The 17,477-nt window shown below is 34.7% G+C and carries 19 protein-coding genes and 1 tRNA gene; 7 read left to right on the top strand and 13 right to left on the bottom strand.

What is annotated here, in order from left to right:
- The first annotated feature begins 1 nt into the window (after window position 1).
- Together K6119_RS05300 and K6119_RS05295 are read left to right on the top strand one after the other, a co-directional pair.
- A complete protein-coding gene (locus K6119_RS05300) occupies window positions 2-994 on the top strand; it encodes a Wzz/FepE/Etk N-terminal domain-containing protein (protein WP_221836147.1) in 993 nt (330 codons plus the stop codon).
- Window positions 995-1,018: 24 nt separating this feature from the next.
- Entirely contained in the window at window positions 1,019-2,440 is a 1,422-nt protein-coding gene (locus K6119_RS05295; RefSeq protein WP_237828103.1) for an O-antigen ligase family protein, read from the top strand.
- On the opposite strand, the gene K6119_RS05290 is transcribed toward K6119_RS05295, so the two are convergent.
- Window positions 2,427-3,002 (bottom strand): PhnA domain-containing protein, encoded by a 576-nt coding sequence (locus K6119_RS05290; RefSeq protein WP_221836143.1) that lies wholly within the window; start codon window positions 3,000-3,002, stop codon window positions 2,427-2,429. The genes K6119_RS05295 and K6119_RS05290 overlap by 14 nt on opposite strands.
- A gap of 86 nt (window positions 3,003-3,088) precedes the next feature.
- On the opposite strand from K6119_RS05290, the gene K6119_RS05285 reads away from it, so the two are divergent.
- The gene (locus tag K6119_RS05285; RefSeq protein ID WP_221836142.1) at window positions 3,089-3,565 is read left to right on the top strand and encodes a CAP domain-containing protein; all 477 of its coding nucleotides are present in this window, start codon (window positions 3,089-3,091) and stop codon (window positions 3,563-3,565) included.
- Between the two features lie 157 nt (window positions 3,566-3,722).
- A tRNA-Met gene (locus tag K6119_RS05280) sits at window positions 3,723-3,796 on the top strand.
- 40 nt (window positions 3,797-3,836) lie between these two features.
- Here K6119_RS05280 and K6119_RS05275 read toward each other — a convergent pair.
- Window positions 3,837-4,496, bottom strand: coding sequence for a hypothetical protein (locus K6119_RS05275; RefSeq protein WP_221836140.1), 660 nt, complete (start codon window positions 4,494-4,496; stop codon window positions 3,837-3,839).
- A 121-nt stretch (window positions 4,497-4,617) separates the two neighbouring features.
- Here K6119_RS05275 and K6119_RS05270 point away from each other — a divergent pair, with 121 nt between their 5' ends.
- Window positions 4,618-6,072 carry an oligosaccharide flippase family protein gene (locus K6119_RS05270; RefSeq protein ID WP_221836134.1) on the top strand — a complete coding sequence of 485 codons (1,455 nt, stop codon included), beginning with the start codon at window positions 4,618-4,620 and terminating at the stop codon, window positions 6,070-6,072.
- Here the strand turns inward: K6119_RS05270 and K6119_RS05265 are convergent.
- The 9 genes from K6119_RS05265 to K6119_RS05225 all read right to left on the bottom strand — a co-directional run bounded on the left by K6119_RS05265 (window position 6,062) and on the right by K6119_RS05225 (window position 12,678).
- On the bottom strand, window positions 6,062-6,388 hold the full coding sequence (locus K6119_RS05265; RefSeq protein ID WP_237828102.1) for a hypothetical protein: 327 nt from the start codon (window positions 6,386-6,388) through the stop codon (window positions 6,062-6,064). The genes K6119_RS05270 and K6119_RS05265 overlap by 11 nt on opposite strands.
- Window positions 6,372-7,139 (bottom strand): 5'/3'-nucleotidase SurE, encoded by a 768-nt coding sequence (gene surE, locus K6119_RS05260; RefSeq protein WP_221836128.1) that lies wholly within the window; start codon window positions 7,137-7,139, stop codon window positions 6,372-6,374. The genes K6119_RS05265 and surE overlap by 17 nt, the downstream gene beginning before the upstream one ends.
- A gap of 85 nt (window positions 7,140-7,224) precedes the next feature.
- Window positions 7,225-7,731, bottom strand: a complete 507-nt coding sequence (locus tag K6119_RS05255; RefSeq protein WP_221836125.1) for a hypothetical protein — start codon at window positions 7,729-7,731, stop codon at window positions 7,225-7,227.
- 58 nt (window positions 7,732-7,789) lie between these two features.
- Window positions 7,790-8,326, bottom strand: a complete 537-nt coding sequence (locus K6119_RS05250) for a TPM domain-containing protein (RefSeq protein ID WP_221836121.1) — start codon at window positions 8,324-8,326, stop codon at window positions 7,790-7,792.
- A 4-nt stretch (window positions 8,327-8,330) separates the two neighbouring features.
- Window positions 8,331-9,809, bottom strand: a complete 1,479-nt coding sequence (locus tag K6119_RS05245; RefSeq protein WP_221836118.1) for a TPM domain-containing protein — start codon at window positions 9,807-9,809, stop codon at window positions 8,331-8,333.
- The gene (locus K6119_RS05240; protein WP_221836112.1) at window positions 9,778-10,806 is read right to left on the bottom strand and encodes a LemA family protein; all 1,029 of its coding nucleotides are present in this window, start codon (window positions 10,804-10,806) and stop codon (window positions 9,778-9,780) included. Before K6119_RS05240 ends, K6119_RS05245 begins: the two co-directional genes overlap by 32 nt.
- Window positions 10,807-10,836: 30 nt before the next feature.
- Window positions 10,837-11,064, bottom strand: a complete 228-nt coding sequence (locus tag K6119_RS05235) for an RNA-binding S4 domain-containing protein (RefSeq protein ID WP_221836110.1) — start codon at window positions 11,062-11,064, stop codon at window positions 10,837-10,839.
- A complete protein-coding gene (gene meaB / locus K6119_RS05230) occupies window positions 11,051-12,103 on the bottom strand; it encodes a methylmalonyl Co-A mutase-associated GTPase MeaB (RefSeq protein WP_221836109.1) in 1,053 nt (350 codons plus the stop codon). The genes K6119_RS05235 and meaB overlap by 14 nt, the downstream gene beginning before the upstream one ends.
- Window positions 12,103-12,678 (bottom strand): hypothetical protein, encoded by a 576-nt coding sequence (locus K6119_RS05225; RefSeq protein WP_221836108.1) that lies wholly within the window; start codon window positions 12,676-12,678, stop codon window positions 12,103-12,105. Before K6119_RS05225 ends, meaB begins: the two co-directional genes overlap by 1 nt.
- A 202-nt stretch (window positions 12,679-12,880) precedes the next feature.
- Here K6119_RS05225 and K6119_RS05220 point away from each other — a divergent pair, with 202 nt between their 5' ends.
- Complete coding sequence (locus tag K6119_RS05220; RefSeq protein ID WP_221836105.1) at window positions 12,881-13,933, top strand: gliding motility-associated C-terminal domain-containing protein; 1,053 nt, start codon at window positions 12,881-12,883, stop codon at window positions 13,931-13,933.
- Between the two features lie 30 nt (window positions 13,934-13,963).
- On the opposite strand, the gene K6119_RS05215 is transcribed toward K6119_RS05220, so the two are convergent.
- Window positions 13,964-14,314 carry a hypothetical protein gene (locus K6119_RS05215; RefSeq protein WP_221836103.1) on the bottom strand — a complete coding sequence of 117 codons (351 nt, stop codon included), beginning with the start codon at window positions 14,312-14,314 and terminating at the stop codon, window positions 13,964-13,966.
- 192 nt (window positions 14,315-14,506) lie between these two features.
- On the opposite strand from K6119_RS05215, the gene htpG reads away from it, so the two are divergent.
- Complete coding sequence (gene htpG / locus K6119_RS05210) at window positions 14,507-16,399, top strand: molecular chaperone HtpG (protein ID WP_221836101.1); 1,893 nt, start codon at window positions 14,507-14,509, stop codon at window positions 16,397-16,399.
- A 31-nt stretch (window positions 16,400-16,430) separates the two neighbouring features.
- Here the strand turns inward: htpG and K6119_RS05205 are convergent, their stop codons facing one another.
- The gene (locus K6119_RS05205) at window positions 16,431-17,474 is read right to left on the bottom strand and encodes a PorP/SprF family type IX secretion system membrane protein (RefSeq protein WP_221836098.1); all 1,044 of its coding nucleotides are present in this window, start codon (window positions 17,472-17,474) and stop codon (window positions 16,431-16,433) included.
- Window positions 17,475-17,477 lie beyond the last annotated feature (3 nt).

Here is a 17,477-nt window from a genome sequence, read left to right as displayed (position 1 = left end):
CATGAGCAAAGAGCCTAATTTTAATTCTGAAGAACTATTGACGTTTCTTTGGAAAAAACGCAAACCCATTATCATTATCACTGTTGCCGCAATCGTATTGTCAGTAACGGTTTCCTTGATGATGACACCTTATTACAAGGCAACAGCAACTGTCTTTCCTACCAGATCAAATTCAGTAGATTTTCAAGGTACTGCCAGAAATTCAGTGGTTGAATTTGGAGATGAAGCAGATGCTGAGAGATTATTGCAAGTATTGATCTCACCTGAAATTAGAGATAGCTTAACTATTAAATATAAGTTGTACGAGCATTATGACATTGATTCCGGAGCGAGTCAATCAAGAGCTAAGTTTCAGAAAGCTTATGAAAATAATGTACAATTCAACAGAACAAGATATAACTCAATTACAATTGATGTATTTGACAAGGAACCTGAAGTAGCAGCTGATATGGCAAATGACATTGTTAGGTTAGTGGATACTGTTATGAACCGAATGATCAGAGAGCGTTCTGTTGGTCCTATGTGGGCTGTTCAACATGAAGTTGAGTTGATAAAAACAGAGATGGGTGATTATTCAGACAGATTGAAGGCTTTAAGTGATTCTGGTGTTGTTGGAATTGATGCGAGAGCTAATTTAAATGCGGATATTTTAGAGGCAAAAAGATCAGGAGACAAGGCTTTAGTAGCTGAGTTGATGAAAGAGAAAGCTGCATCAAAAAAGTATGGAGCAGACTATGATTTGTATTCAAATTTATCTGAGTTTTTTAGTTTGAGATATTCTAATATTTTAGATGTAAATGACCAGGCAACACAGTATGCCAACACTAATATTCAGCAAACAATACGTCATTCAATGGCTGAGGTACCGGATAAAAAAGCGAAGCCTAAAAGAGCTGTGATTGTAGTCTTTTCAACTATTTCTGCTTTTCTTTTCGCCGTTTTTGGATTGTTGGCTATTGAGCGTATTAAGCAGATCAAAGCAAAGGTTCAATAAAGCCATACAGCTTTGGTAAAATCATTGAACAAATACAGTATTTACCTTTTGGCGACAGTTTTTATGTTAGCCAATATGTATCTAACCTATAAAGGAGAGTACGTGTTGAATGCTGTGCCTATTGCACTACTTTTGGTGTATACAGCCTTGTACCATTTTGATAAGCTATTTTATTTCATTGTTTTATTTACCCCATTATCTGTCAATATTGAAGAGTTTGTTGGAGGAGATATTGGTTTATTTGTACCTACAGAACCCTTATTATTTGGGATGTTATTGTTAATTGGTTTTAATCAGGTAAGAAAAAATCAATTTGAAACGGCCTTTTTGAAACACCCAATTACCATCATTTTTATCATTCAGCTATGTTGGATTTTGTTGACCACTATTACCAGTGAGATGCCTCTGGTGTCGTTAAAATTCTTTTTAACTAAGTTGTGGTTCATTGTTCCAATCTATTTTTACGGATACTACTTCTTCAAGCAAGAGAAGCGTATTGAATGGTTTATTGGATTGTTCATTGCATCCATGTCAGTAGTTGCTATGTATACCTTGGTCAACCATGCTGCTAATGGATTTGATGAAGAAACTGGGCACTGGGTAATGTGGCCATTTTTTAAAGATCATACTTCATATGGAGCCATCTTAGCCCTGGTTTATCCTTTGTTTTTTGGGATATTTTACATCAAGAAAGATCAACCTTTAATTAGATTGTTGATGATCTTTTTAATCCTCTTATTTGGGTTTGCGATCATCATGTCATACACAAGGGCAGCATGGATGTCTTTATTTGGAGCATTGATTGTTTACATGCTGATAAAGTTTAAAGTAAATTTCAAGTACCTGGCAATGCTTGGGGTAGGTGTCATCATTTATATAGCAGCAAACTGGACATCAATTAATCATGCTTTAGAAAAAAATAGATCAGAACATGCTACAGAAGATATGAATGAGCGTCTGGAATCTATGGCCAATGTGACAACAGATGCTTCAAATTTGGAACGTCTAAATCGTTGGGGAAGTGCAATTAGAATGTGGCAAGAAAGACCGGTATTGGGATGGGGACCCGGAACTTATGCCATGGTTTATGCTCCTTTTCAATTGTCTTCAGGAATGTCAATAATCTCTACAAATTCAGGAGATAGAGGGAATGCGCATTCAGAGTATTTAGGGCCTTTGTCAGAACAAGGATTACCCGGAATGCTGTTAATGATTTTATTGGTTATCTACATCTGTTATACCGCAATAGCCTTGTACATTCGAATGCCAGATGGAGATATGAAGGTGCTTTTAATGTGCGTTTTTTTAGGTTTAGTTACCTATTTCTCACATGGAATATTGAACAACTATCTGGATACAGACAAAGCCACAGTTCCGGTTTGGGGATTCACGGCTTTTATAGTGATGTTGGATTTAAAATATCCAAGAAAACCTAAGACTTCTTAACGTATTTGGTAAGAATTACAATCTGCTGACCATTTACTCTACCTTCAATATGTTCAGCATTATCCTGTACTAAATTGATGTTTCTCACTGCAGTTCCTCTTTTTGCTGTAAATCCAGCACCTTTAACATCTAAATCTTTAATCAAAACAACCGAGTCTCCTGCAGCCAGGGTAACTCCATTACTGTCTTTATGAATAACAGCTGTTTCTCCTTCAGCAAGTAATGTTTCTTTTGCCCACTTTAAATCCTCATCTTCCATGTACATCATATCAAGTAAATCTTGCGGCCATCCCTCACTTTTTAAATTGAACAACATGCGATACGCAAGTACCTTAACAGCTGCATTCTCATTCCACATGGAGTCATTTAAACATCTCCAATGATTAGAATCTGCATTATCAGGATTTTCAATTTGAGATTGACATACTTCACAGATATAAGCACAATTGTCTACCGTTTCATCAATTTTAGGCGGAACGATATAAACATTTAGGTTTTCTGTTGAATTGCACAATTCGCAGCAATTTCCGCTTCTTTCTTGTAAAGTACTTAGTACACTCATTTCAATAATTTTTTGCTAAAATAGGGTTCTTTTGTACAATTTTGACGTTTAAATCGTAAAGGCACGTAAATTGCAACACTTATTTCATGTTTAAAACTAAATCATATCTTCTGCTATTGTTGCTTATTGGATTGCAATTCAATGTGTTTTCTCAATCCCATAAAGATTCAGTAAGTGTTGATAATTTCAACGAAGAATTAGCGGATAGCTTGATTTTCAATTTAGTGAACAGAGAGCGAATGGATAGAAATATGCCAAAACTCTTTAAGAGTGAGCGTTTATCAAAGGCGAGTAATGTGCATGCCGGCGAAATCAAATCTTCAGATAAGCTGACTTATTCGGATACTCAAAGTGGAGAATGTATTCAAATAAATGAGATTAAAAATGGCTTTACCTATGATGAATTGGTAAAAGTTGTTTTTAAAAAATGGATTAAATCTCCCGGTCATGAAAAACTTTTAATGGGAGAATTTTTCCTTTATGGAGGAGTATCTATTCAGTTAAAAAAAGTGGAGAGCAAAGTCATTATTTATGCAGTGATGCAGGTTTCTTATAATGAATAACGAAATTCTCGGTTTTGAGAAATGTTGTAAAAATCTGAAATTCTATCTTTTGCATCTTATAGAGAATACAACTAGTTCATTTCAAAAAATAGAATTAATTAATTTGTATTTCAATTACCAAAAATAATTTATATTTGCACCCCAATTGAAAATTGCCGGCGCGGTAGCTCAGTTGGTTAGAGCGCAGGATTCATAACCCTGAGGTCGGGAGTTCAAATCTCCCCCGCGCCACTAGAAACCAGATACATTAAGTGTCTGGTTTTTTTGTTTTTTATTCGCAATCTTGTTCGTAAAGATTAAGATACTCCATGATAATCGTCACAGCCTCATCCTTTAAGAGGTTATTTTCATACTTGGCATTTTTGATAAAAGTTTGTCCACTTTCATAAATCTGACACCAATCACCAAAAAGATGCATCTGTGAAACTACCAGACACCAAACCACTCCTGAAGCCATGTTTTTTGAATCTCTCCAATATGCAATAAAAGCCCCTTTCATAGAATATTGCGGAGTGTTGTAATTATCCATTGCCCTTAAATATGACCAGCATACTAGATCATCTGTAGTTAGTAATCTTGTTTGTTCAGTTTCTTCAGGCATGTCTTCACCTTCACTTTTTAAGTATTTGAAAACATCTTTGGTTAACCCTTCACGATTCTCTATCAATGCGTCTTCAAATTTTTGGGTATAACCGGATTCCCAACCAAATGAATTTATCATTGCCAATTTGACATCACAGCCAATTTTGTCACTTAAAATCCACTTTAATGCTTTTTTATCCAGACCATTTTCCTTGGCATGTTTTACTTCTTTAACATCCTCATAGGCTTGCCAAAAAGGTGTTGAAGTTAATGGAGAGTCAGCATAAGAAACTGATGCATAACTCATTGCAAATACAGCTAAAAAAAACAAGAAAATAGATTTTTTCATTTCAATTCATATTATTCCTTCAAAACTGCAGTTTAACAGGGCTTTTTGAATTCTCTAATCTAATAATAAGATTTTAAAACAAAAAGCTATGAAATGCGTATGTAACAAGGATATCTAGATTATGCAACGCAAATTTCTTACCAGTTTAATTCTTATTGTTTTACTAAACTTTTTAGTAAAGCCATTTTATATTATTGGTATAGATGCAGAAGTTCAAAATAGGGTTGGAGAAGAAGTGTATGGAAATTATTTTTCGCTATTAAATTTTTCTTTTCTACTCAATATTTTACTTGATCTTGGAATTACAAATTACAATACTAGAAACATTGCACAACATCCTCAACTGCTGCAAAAACATTTCTATAAAATTTTGTCTTTGCGGATGGCATTGTTTATTCTATATGCCACATTTACATTATTAATGGGCTTGTTTGTCGGCTATAATAACTATCAGTTTTATTTACTGAGTATGCTGATGATTAATCAATTCTTAGTGGCTTTAATTCAATTTGCCAGATCTAATTTTAACGGATTAATGATGTTTAAAACGGATGCGTTTATTTCGGTTCTTGATAGGTTACTATTGATTGTTTTTTGTTCTGTTTTACTGTGGACCAACTTTTTCAAAGGCGAATTTCAAATTGAATGGTTTATCTACGCACAAACATTAGCATATGCAATTGCTGCAATCATAGCTGTTGGATTATTGGGGAATAGAATAGGGCAGATTCAATTCACAATGAAGCGTACCTTTTCAATGGCCATTATTCGTCAAAGTTTTCCTTATGCATTATTAATCTTATTAATGATGATGTACAGCAGAATTGATGCTGTTATGTTGGAAAGAATATTGGAAGATGGGAAAAAACAAGCCGGGATTTATGCTCAAGGTTTTAGACTGTTAGATGCAGTTAACATGTTTGCCTTGTTGTTTGCAGGTTTACTGTTGCCAATTTTTGCTAGAATGATAAAAGAAAAAGTGTCTTTGCAACCTATGGTTGAATTGGCATTCAAGTTATTAATGTCTGCAAGTGTGGTAACGGCGCTAATTCTGTTTTGGAACAGTGGCGTAGTAATGAATTGGAGATATCCGGATGCTGAAACTGTTTCTTCAACAACTTTTGGTTTGATAATTCTATGTTTTATACCTATTTCATTGAGCTATATTTTTGGAACACTATTAACGGCTAATGGAAGTTTGAAAGCGTTAAATTTAATGGCTTTTGGAGGTGTTGCTTTAAATGTTGTATTGAACTTGATTTTAATTAATAAAATGGAAGTTGTAGGTGCTGCCACGGCTACAATTGTCACACAGATATTAACAGCAATAGTTCAGATGGTTATTGCTTACAAGATTTTCAAATTCAAAATCAACTTCTCACTTTACGGCAGATTGCTATTGCTTGTGGCATTAATGATAGCTGCATTTATTGTTGCCGATCATTGGTTTGCCGATTTAGCAGGAGGATACAAAATGCTTATCGAGCTACTAATAGGCGTAGCTTTGGCTTTTGTTTTAAAACTTATATCTATAAAAGAATTGCTTGGTATTCTACAGGATAGTTCTAAAAAGTAAGGAAAATCAGTATCATAAGCATAGCAACTGTAATTCCTACTAATCCTTTAGTAAACTCGTAAATTTGCCATCTGAAATTCGTGAAATAAAACAAGAACATATTTGGAATCAAACATGTCATTAAAACATCTTGCTGCTGTTCATTGCTTGTAAAAGCTAAGGACATATAATCAGAGAAACTAACCTCTAAACCTCTTGTTTTTACAAAGTAGTAAAAAACAAATCCTATTACGGCAAATAAGATTCCTGCCATAATACCGAACATAATTTTGTCTATTTTCTTTAAAAACTTTTCCATCTTAGATATTCCACTCATTTAATATTGAAATAAGGTGATGTGCTGTCATGTCAAACTGAGTTGGTACTACTGAAACATAATTATTTGCCAATGCCCAAAGATCAGTGTCTTCCCCTTTATCTGTGTTTCTGTAATCCCCGGTAAGCCAGTAATAATCACCACCAAAAGGATCTTGTCGTTTATCAAATGAATCTTCCCAATAAGCTTTACCTTGTCGGCAAATCTTGTATCCTTTTAAATCGGATAATTTTCCTTTGGGAATATTTACATTAAGGCAGGTCCCTGTTTGAAGATTATTGTCTAAAACGCCTTTGGCAATTAACTGAGCGTAGTGCATTGAAGCATCAAAGTCAGCATCAGCATGATAGTCTAACAAAGAAAAACCAATACTCGGAATTCCTTCTATAGCACCTTCCACAGCAGCAGACATAGTTCCTGAATAAAGCACATTTGTGGCAGCATTTGAGCCATGATTTATACCTGAAACCAATAGGGTAGGCCTGTCTTTTAAAACTTCATATATCCCCAATTTTACGCAATCAACAGGTGTGCCTGAACATGTGTAAGATTCAATTCCGGGAAAAATATTTGATTTTTTAAGACGAAGCGGTTCATGAATTGTAATGGCGTGTCCTTTTCCCGATTGAACGGTATCAGGTGCAACAACCAAAATATCACCTAAAGGTTTCATGGCCTCAACCAAAGAAGCAATTCCCTTTGCTTCAATACTGTCGTCATTTGTTATAAGAATAAGTGGCTGACTGCTCATGCTTCAAATTTAGTCACAAATTTATATTCACCTTGAATATGAAATACAAATTGCAAACAAAGTAACATGAGTGTTGAATAAATTTCTATTTGGGAACTAAGAAAAGTAATACGCCTTTGTACGGAACAGCAATTTTTCCGCCGGGTAACTCAACAATGCCATAACAAAGCTTGTTGTCCGTTTTGTGAACTTTTAGTGTTGAAGGCAATTCCTCAGGTTGAGGTTCTTTTACTTCTTTGCCAAAAACCCTAAAAATATAGTCGTCAGATGTCATCATTTCCACTTCGTAAATCTGATAAGTCATTGGATCAATTTCAGCTCCCGTCATAGTGGAGTCTTGAACTTTTATTAGTGATCCTACTATTAGATTCAATTCAGTAGTATTAAGCGTATTTTTGCTTAATACTGTGTATTTTTCAACCTCAAAATTACCGTAAATTGAATTAATTTTTTTGGCCCTGTCAAAATAAACAGCAGGACTGATTTTTCGCTCAATTTTGACTTTATCACGACTTTTAATGGCAGATGAATCAGTTTGCAAATAAGCGATTGAGCTTATCAGTAAGGCTAATGATGTAATTATAGTTTTCATCTTAATTGGTCTGGTTTGTTGAAGAATAATTCTCAATTCCTGTGCCAAAAATGAATTACTATTCTTTAAGGTAGGTGGGAGGATTTCCTTCAAGTGTATTTATCACAGCTTTCAAACCACTAGAGACACCAGCTTCATATTTTCCTTCTCTGAACAAGGGAACCATTGAATTGTCAATAATTTTGACGCAATCATTATCTGAAATTAGATGCTGAGTTCCAAAGCCGGTAACAAATTCTACACGACGTGCACTCATTATAATTAGCATCAAAAAGCCATTGTCTTTATTTTTTTGTCCAATTCCCCATTCATTGAACAAATCGGTGCCAAATTGATGTGAATCCTGAAAACCGATACTATCAACTATAACAATTGCTAATTGATTTGTTGTAGCCTTTTCATGCATGCCAATTATAGAATCAATAACTGAAGTAAGAGAGTCGGATAAAATATTTGCTTCATCAGATATACAGCTTCCGTTGATGCTTCTTTGATTTGGAATTTCTTTGATATCTAGTTTCCAAATGGTATCATGTTCATGCTGAGATATTGCATGAAACGACATAAAGCAGATTATAATAAATAGTATTCTCATCTTGCTACCAGCTAGATCCTCCGCCTCCTCCGCCAGAAGAACCTCCTCCGTATGATCCACCACCACCACTGTATGATGAACCTCCACCATATGAAGATCCTCCACCATAACTGCTTCCTGAACTACTGCTAGGTTTTTGTTTTTGTGGAATAGTGTATCTAGTGGTTTTACTATGACCACAGTTTTTACAAGAATAATGTCTTTCTCCCGTACCTGAACTTGAGTAAGTGGCAGGCGTAATTACGCGATCATAAACCTTATAGTAAGTTTTAAATCTACATTTTGGACATTTACGGAATTTAGAAAACCATCTTTTATAGGCTAATACCAATACATCTTCTCTATTAATGGTAACCCAAACATCATAATCTATTGATTTTACTTGTTCTTCTGTAATTTGACCTTTTTCTAAGAACTCATTGTCTTCAGACTCACTCAGTTTGATCATGAATTCTCCGGTTTTCTCACTGAACCTTTCTGTATTTCTCCATTTCGCCATCAATTTTCTATTGATAAAATACAATCCTAAAAATGGAATAGGCATGGAAATAGGAAATACCAATAAGGTGAAAAGTTTTAGCAGATGATATCTTCTATGAAGGTTTTTTGATAGGAAAGCAAAAATTAAAAATATCACGTATAATCCGGTGAATCCAGCAACTAACATTGCATAAAATCTAACCAGGCTTTTTTCAAAAAATGGTGTACTCGGTTCAGGTACATCATCTTCATACAAGTAACTATAGTCATAATCATTGCTTTCTACATAATTATTAGTCTTTGTTAAAAAATCAGGAGGAGTTCCGTAAAACACGTCTGCAACAGCTTGCATTCCTCTTATGATTCCCGTGGTGTAGTCATTTTTCTTAAAGTATGGGATCATTTCTTTTTGTCGAATATCTTCTCCCATTAAATCCGTTAAAACAATTTCAGTTCCGTAACCTGTAACAAATTCAACTCGGTGAATATCATTAACAACGACACATAAAAATCCTGTGTTAGTTTCAGCATTTCCTATTCCCCAATGATTGAACAAGTCTGTAGCCCACGTATGAATATCACCTACATCACCTACCGAATTAAGACACACCACAGACATCTCATAACCGGTTTCATTGGCTACCATTCTTAGTATTCTATTCAAGGAATCTCTTCCTTCATCTGACATTAAAAAATGTGGGTCGGTTACATATTGGTTTTTATCCTGCAGTTGAACATTAGGAACCTGTTTGTAATCTGATATTACTCCTGAAGTATTGATTCTCGCATAATTGGCTTCGGCATCTTCAGAACTTAATGGAGCAAAGTATCCATTTACGAAAGGAGATGTCCTTTCAACTTCTATGCTATCAATATTGACATTAAGTGAATCATCAAAATCCTGAGGATCTTCATCTTGCCCAAAAGAAGAAAATGCCAATAATGTTGTTAAAAAAAGTAAGCCAAATAGTCTATTTGCTACTGAAGTATGGTTTTGTCTCATATTCAGGGAATTTATCAGTGTTCTTTTTTACTAGAATGTTATAATGTTTAACGGCTTCGTTGTAATTCTTTTTTTGATAAGCAATTCTGTTTTCAGATCCTTCCATTTGTGCCATTAAACTCATGACACTTTTGTTCTCACCTGTTTCTTTTGCCAATTTTTTTGCCTCATTAATTGATGTAGCCAGATCATTTTCTAAGGCAAATCGCTCTTCTCCCTCAGAATTCTTTATTTTTTCCTGTAAACTGCTTATGGTTTCTTTTAGGGCAATAGATTCTTCTGTTGATGAATTGATAGCAGAAATTAAATCCGGAATTAAGCTATTTCTTCTGTCTATTGCTGTTTGAACCATGTCCCATTTAGATGCAACATCTTCCTCTGCTTCAATCAATTCATTTTTAATTCTGTCGTATTCAGCAGAATTGTGTTCTTCTTGAGTGCTAGCAGCTTCTTTAGATGATGCCAGGCTAAAAAAAAACAAGCCAATTACTATCAAAACAATAGCCACACCAAGTATTATGAACAGTCTTTTCTTGCTTGACGCATCACCCGCTAATACTCTTTTCTTTTTGTCAATGGTGCTAAGAACCATTACTGCAATTTGATCTCTTGGGTCAACTTTTAGCTCTTGTCTAGCATGAAATTCAGCTTTGTCTCTATGTTCATCACTGTGAGTTTCCATCCAACGCATCAAATATGACTTTGCCAATACGGCATTTCCATTTTTGATGTAAGGATTAATTGCAGTTGCTTTTTCAGCCTCAGCAATAGCTTCTGAGAAATTACGGGCTTTGAGATGGTCATCAGCTGCTTTGAGGTGTTCATGAGCTTTCATCTGAAGATTGTTCCATTCTTCTTCAGTCATTCCCATACTGATAGCCAATTCTTTTAGTTCTTTTAAACTCAATGGTCTTTCTTCCAATGTGTCATCTGAACTTTGACTTGCCTCAACTACAGCTTTTATGTGTTCTTTGAATTTTTCCTCGTTGTAATCCATAGCTTACTTCAAATATAACATTCTTGATAATTAGGCTCTTGTAATTTCAATGATAATATCATCAAAAGCTACTTTATCTCCTTCTCTTAGTTTTCTTCTTACTCTGTTTTCAACTTCTTCATTTACCAAAATGGATCCTTCGGCGATAAGAATTTTTGCATGCCCTCCTGTTTGGGCTATTTGTTCAACTTTTAGAAGTTTGTTTAATTCAATAAATTCCTGATTATCTCTCAGTTCAAATGTTCTATTTGTGTTCATTGTAATATGATAGTATCATTTCAGAAGCCTGGTAAGCTGTTATTTCATCCTTGTTTAATTTCTTTCTTACCTCTTCTATGTATTCGTTTATTCCTTTGGTGTGATAAAAGGATTGTAATAGTATATCTTTCAAGGTTTCCATCATCCAATATTCTTGTTGATGTTTCCTTTTTTTCTCAATCCAGGAAGAAGGACCAAGTTGATCTACAAATTGAACAAGAATTTCCCATACCTTGTCAATTCCTTTATTGTTATAAGCACTGACTGTTTCAACTTTAGGGATCCATCCATTTTCACTTGGCGGAAATAGATGCAGGGCATTTTTATATTCTGATCTGGCTAGATTGGCCTTTTTTACATTTTCACCATCTGCCTTTGTGATTAGAATTGAGTCTGCCATTTCCATGATGCCTCTTTTAATTCCCTGAAGTTCGTCTCCGGCTCCTGCTAACATGAGCAATAAAAAGAAGTCTGTCATAGAGTGTACTGCAATTTCAGATTGTCCAACTCCTACTGTTTCAACAAGAATAACGTCAAATCCTGCTGCTTCACATAGGACAATTGATTCTCGGGTTTTTCTTGCAACACCTCCTAGTGATCCGGCAGTAGAGGATGGTCTGATGTAAGCTTTGTCAGATTTTGAAAGCTCTGACATTCTTGTTTTATCTCCTAAAATTGAACCACCAGATCTTTCACTACTTGGATCTATTGCCAGAACAGCTACTTTTTTTCCTTGCTCAATCAGATGCATGCCAAATGTTTCTATAAATGTGCTTTTACCTACACCAGGAACACCTGTGATTCCTATTCTGATTGAATTCCCGGAAAAGGGAAGGGCCATTTTTAGTAATTCCTGTGATTTTTCAATATCACTTTCTTTTTCACTCTCCAATAAAGTAATTGATTCACTTAAACCTGTGATATCACCATGCTTGATTTTTTCAAATAAGACAGTAGGAGTGAGGCGCCCAAAATGTTCTTTTTTGTGCGCAAGTAATTTGGCTATTTGATCTTTATTTGGACCTTTTTGATCTGTCATTACGGACCTGAAGTTGTATCTATTGAGGCATTTTTGTAACTATCAACCCAAGCAGGATCTTGTACATCTCTCAATAATTTAAATAATGTATCACCGTAAAAATAGTCAAGAGTAATGTTATTTATACCGTATTCTTTTCGAAGAAAGTTTTTTTGAGGGACTGAAGGTGAATATTGTCCTTTGCTCCAGCCCATTAGGTCATATTCAAATGGGTGTTCATAAAATCTGATTTTCCATAAGTCCCAAAAAGGCCTGTCATAGTATCCAACAACTTTGGTTCCGGATTCATTCATTAGTAAAAAACAACTGTCAACCTGATACTTTTCAAACAGATTTATCCTTTCCGGATTTAGTTGTGGATTTGGCCAGTGTCCTAGAGCTGTATACATAAATCTATCTGCCCTCACAACTTGAGCGTTAATAATGTTATCCCCCAATTTGGTTATAAAAGCATAGGTAACCAGTTGCGAATGTGCACTGGTAAATAAGCCTATTGCAAAGTAGAATTCACGCTTATCTTGACTATAAGATGAACGCAATTGCAAAAAGGCAGTTAAAAGTAATATGTACTTCAATTTAGCCATTGAAAAAACAGTCCTTGAAATTACTGATTTCAAAGCTGTTGAACAAATATTTGTCTCCTAATAGAGTATACGAAAATTATACCATTTTGTTTGTCTGACAGATCGTCAAACAATTGGTTCAATTCGTCACGGAACTTCTGAATTTAATCGAATTATGTTCAAATGATAGGCTTAGTTGTTTACATTGTTGATAGTGAAGGGATTATTTGTTATACTACTTTTTTGTACATGTCGTATTTGGGCACAATCAACTTGTAATGATTATACAGCTGTTTATAGCACAGTAGGACAGTATTCTCAGCCAACTGATCAGAATTGTACATTACTCTGCTCACCAACTGGTTCATTTCCTTGGACTGGTGCATCATGCGCGGGTTATATAGATGTTTCCTTTTTTAATCCTCAAACATCATTCACCCTCTTTTTTGGTTCTGTAAATGATATTGATACAGCTACAATATCAATAGATGGAGGAGGTGTTATGACTATTACAAACGCCGTTAATTGTACTGTGAATGACTCCATTGTTGGTGGATATAATTGTAATGGAACTTATGGGGATGTTGCTTTTACTGTAAATTCAACTCAGCCATTTCAAAATCTTTATATTCTTAATTCAGGTTGCAGTTCTGGTTGGATTTTGTATTGTCCCGAATTCAGTGACCCGTATGCCGGGGAAGATACTACAGTAGTGCTTTGTAAAGATTCTTTGCTAAATGTTAATGACTTTATTCCAGGTTCTACTCCTGGAGGAGTATGGACGGATATGTTGTCAACAGGCGAATTTGCAGATTCAACTGGTTTACTTAATCTGTACAATTTAGATTCTGGAATATATCAGTTTTATTATCAGGTTGATGGCTGTGGAACTTTTGATGATGCTTATGTCACTTTACATTATGGATTAGATTCTACTTGCTACATTGATACAACTACTCAAGATACAACGGTTGTGGAAGAGCCTGTGGATACAGTGGATCATGCTGTGATTAATGCCTTTTCACCTAATGGGGATGGAGTGAATGATCTACTGTGGATCAATGATCTTGATTTATCTAAAAACAATACCGTAAGTATCTACAATAGATGGGGAGATCGAGTAGCCTTCTTTCAGAATTACAACAATACAGATGTTTATTGGGATGGCAAATTTGGGGATAGGGAAGTAAGTATTGGCACTTATTACTATTTATTGCAGTATGATAGTGGAGAGTATAACAAAGGCTGGATACAAGTTGTGAAATAAAAAAAACTCACTGATTAGGTGAGTTTGAGTTTAACTATTTTTCTTTTTATTAATGTATTCATGGTTTCTAGATAAAAGACGCCACCACTCTTTGTTTTCATCATCTTCTCTATAAACTCTAATGGCTCCGGCTCTGACAAGTATTTTTCTAAGTTCATCATCATCAAATCCGCCTAAATGTTGTTTCAAAGTTTCAAAAGATCTGTCAGTATAGGATTTGTGACTTAAAAAATGAATAGCTGTAGTTTCGGCCATAAAATCGGTTTTATGCGCAAGTTGAAGTTTTCTTATTTCTTGTTTGAATTTTACGAATTGAAGAGCAAAAGAAATTAATCCTCCAACTAAGGCGGAAATGCTTGAAATCATTATAGTTTCTATCATATTTTACGATTATAAATTTGTTAAATACAATCTACAAACTGAGGCCATAAACTATTTACGTTCTGACATTTTTTCTTATTAAAATAAAGCTCAATAGAAGAATTGAAGGATAATTCAGTCAATATGTCAGCAGAATTCGAATGGCACATTCATTGGGTAATGAAAAATGAACCAAAAAAATGATTGATAAAAATGGCGACAAAAGGAACTGTTAACGTACAGACCGAGAATATTTTTCCACTTATTAAAAAGTTCTTGTACAGTGATCATGAAATCTTCTTAAGAGAGTTGATTTCAAATGCTGTGGATGCAACTAGTAAATTGAAAGTATTAAGTGGATCGGGTGAAGTAAAAGGAGAAATAGGAGATATTACCATTGAAGTTATTCTGGATAAAGATGCCGGAACCTTAACTGTTAGAGATAAGGGAATTGGGATGACTGAAGATGAAATTCAAAAATACATCAATCAAATTGCATTTTCAGGTGCTGAAGAATTCGTTAAAAAATACGAAGGAAAAGAAGGAGCAGAACAAATCATAGGTCATTTTGGTTTAGGATTTTACTCGGCATTTATGGTGTCTGAGAAAGTGCAAATCAGAACATTGAGTCATCAAGAGGGAGCTAAAGCAGTTCAATGGGAAAGTAATGGAACTCCTGAATTTGAGATCACAGATATTGATAAGGATTTTAGAGGTACAGACATTGTACTATACATTGCAGAAGATTCAAAAGAATTTTTAGAAGATGCTAGAATCGAAGGAATCTTAAATAAGTATTGTAAGTTTTTACCGGTTGAAATCAAATTTGGAACTAAAACTTCTTATCAGGCAGATCCTAATGGAGAAAAAGATGAGAACGGAAACGTAAAACAAGTAGAGGTTGAAGTTGATAATATTATCAATAACCCAGAGCCTGCCTGGATAAAATCTCCAAGTGATTTAACTGATGAAGATTATCAGAAATTTTACCGAGAGTTATATCCAATGTCTTTTGATCAACCATTGTTTCATATTCACTTGAATGTAGATTATCCTTTTAATTTGACAGGGATACTCTACTTTCCTAAGTTGAAGGAATCTATGGAGGTACAAAAGAATAAGATTCAATTGTACTCAAATCAAGTTTTTATTACAGATAGTGTAGAGGAGATTGTACCTGAGTTTTTAACCTTGTTACATGGTGTGATTGACTCTCCTGACATTCCTTTGAATGTTTCAAGATCTTATTTGCAAGCTGATGGAAACGTTAAAAAGATTTCATCTCACATTACCAAAAAGGTAGCTGATAAATTGGCTGAAATGTTCAAGAATGATAGAGAAGACTTTCAGCAAAAGTGGGATGATTTAAAAGTGTTTGTGGAATATGGAATGCTGACAGAAGATAAGTTTTATGACAAAGCAGAGAAGTTTGCATTGTTCAAAAACACAAAAGAAGAGTATTTCACAATTGAAGAATACATTGAAAAAATCAAACCTATTCAAACAGATAAAGATGATAAATTGGTGATTTTATATGCGAATCACAAAGATGCACATCATCAATTTATTGAAGCGGCAGAAGACAGAGGTTATGATGTTTTGATTTTCGATAGTCCGCTTACTCCACATTACTTACAAAAACTAGAAAGTAAATTGGATAAGGTGTCGTTTGCAAGAGTTGATTCAGATACAATAGACAACTTGATAAAAACGGATACTGAATTACCTTCTTTGTTAACAGATGAGCAAAAGGATAAATTGAAACCTATTTTTGAAGAAGTAGTTTCACAAGAGAAGTTTCATTTGTCTTTTGAAAACATGAGTGAAAAAGATGCTCCTATTGTGATTACTCAACCAGAGTTTATGAGAAGAATGCAAGAGCAGCAAAGACTAGGTGGTGGAGGATTTATGGGATCAATGCCTGAAATGTATGATTTAAAGGTTAACTCTAATCATCCATTAATAGCTGCCATATTAAGTAAAAAGAAAGAGAACAGACAAAAAATGGCAAAACAACTGACTGATTTAGCAATGCTTTCTCAGGGCATGTTACAAGGTGAGGAACTCACTAAGTTTGTCAAGCGATCTGTTGAGCTAATGAAATAAAAAAAAAGCACCTCATTGAGGTGCTTTTTTTTTAGTTAATTCTTGAAACCGGTTTTATATCACCATCCATAAATGGATTTCGGTTTGTAAATCTTAATGAAATTTCAAGTCCACCTCTTGTGTTAGTGGCAGGTTTAAGTCCTGAAACGTTAACGTCATAACTCACACCTAATGCAAATTGGTGGAATTCCATCAAAATCATTGGAGTAAAGGCATCTCTTGCTCTTAAATATCCCCCAATTGAGATGGCGGCACTTTGCTTGTATCCTGTATACTTAGAATCTTGTTGAAGTTTAATTCTGAACAATGTTCCAATCAATAATTCCTTTGCTTTACCTTGATAGTAAGCCATGAAACCAGGAACCCAAGCATATCTTGATTCTTTGATAGAAATAATACCACTACCATGTAGAACATATCTCATGTACAATCTTTGATCTGTTCCTAAGTAAGAGTATTTAGGTCTTGATAAATGGTAAACTGAAAAACCTGCATTGAATTTTAAATCGTGGTTATCTGTTACATTGATTCTTCCCAATTTATTATTATAACTCCAAACTACACCTGCTGCAAAATCAGCATGAGTAAATGAGTCAGCTCCATAGTTTTCACCTGAAGATAAATTTGGATTATAATTGGTTCCGTCATATTGATTACCCCATGTTAAGTAGGTATAATCAATACTTCTTTGAGCAAAACCGGCCATTAAACCTAATCCAATTGTTTGGTGCTGCGCATTTCTAATGTGATAAGCTAGTGAGAAATTCCCTTGTGCAGTTCCCATTTGAGAATCTCCTGCTTTATCAGAGAAAAAGTTAATTCCCGCAGCAAAGTATCCATTATCGGACTGTTTTTTATTCAATTTAGAATCAACAGAAGCACCAAATGTTTTGTAAGGTGATCCTATTTGTCTCCATTGATCTTTATAATTCAAATTAACTGCAAAGTCGAAATTCACTCCAACTAGCGCAGGGTTCTGAGACATTGGTTGCGTAAAGAACTGTGAGAAATGCACATCCTGGGCATAACTCAAAGTACTTCCTATTGTTGCAATTATTAGCGCTATTCTTTTCATAAA

Origin of the sequence: Paracrocinitomix mangrovi (assembly GCF_019740355.2) — a bacterium.
In the GTDB taxonomy this organism is placed as follows: Bacteria; Bacteroidota; Bacteroidia; order Flavobacteriales_D; family Crocinitomicaceae; genus Paracrocinitomix; species Paracrocinitomix mangrovi.
Note: the sequence above shows the minus strand (reverse complement) of the source record. Positions and strands in the feature narration are given on the sequence as shown.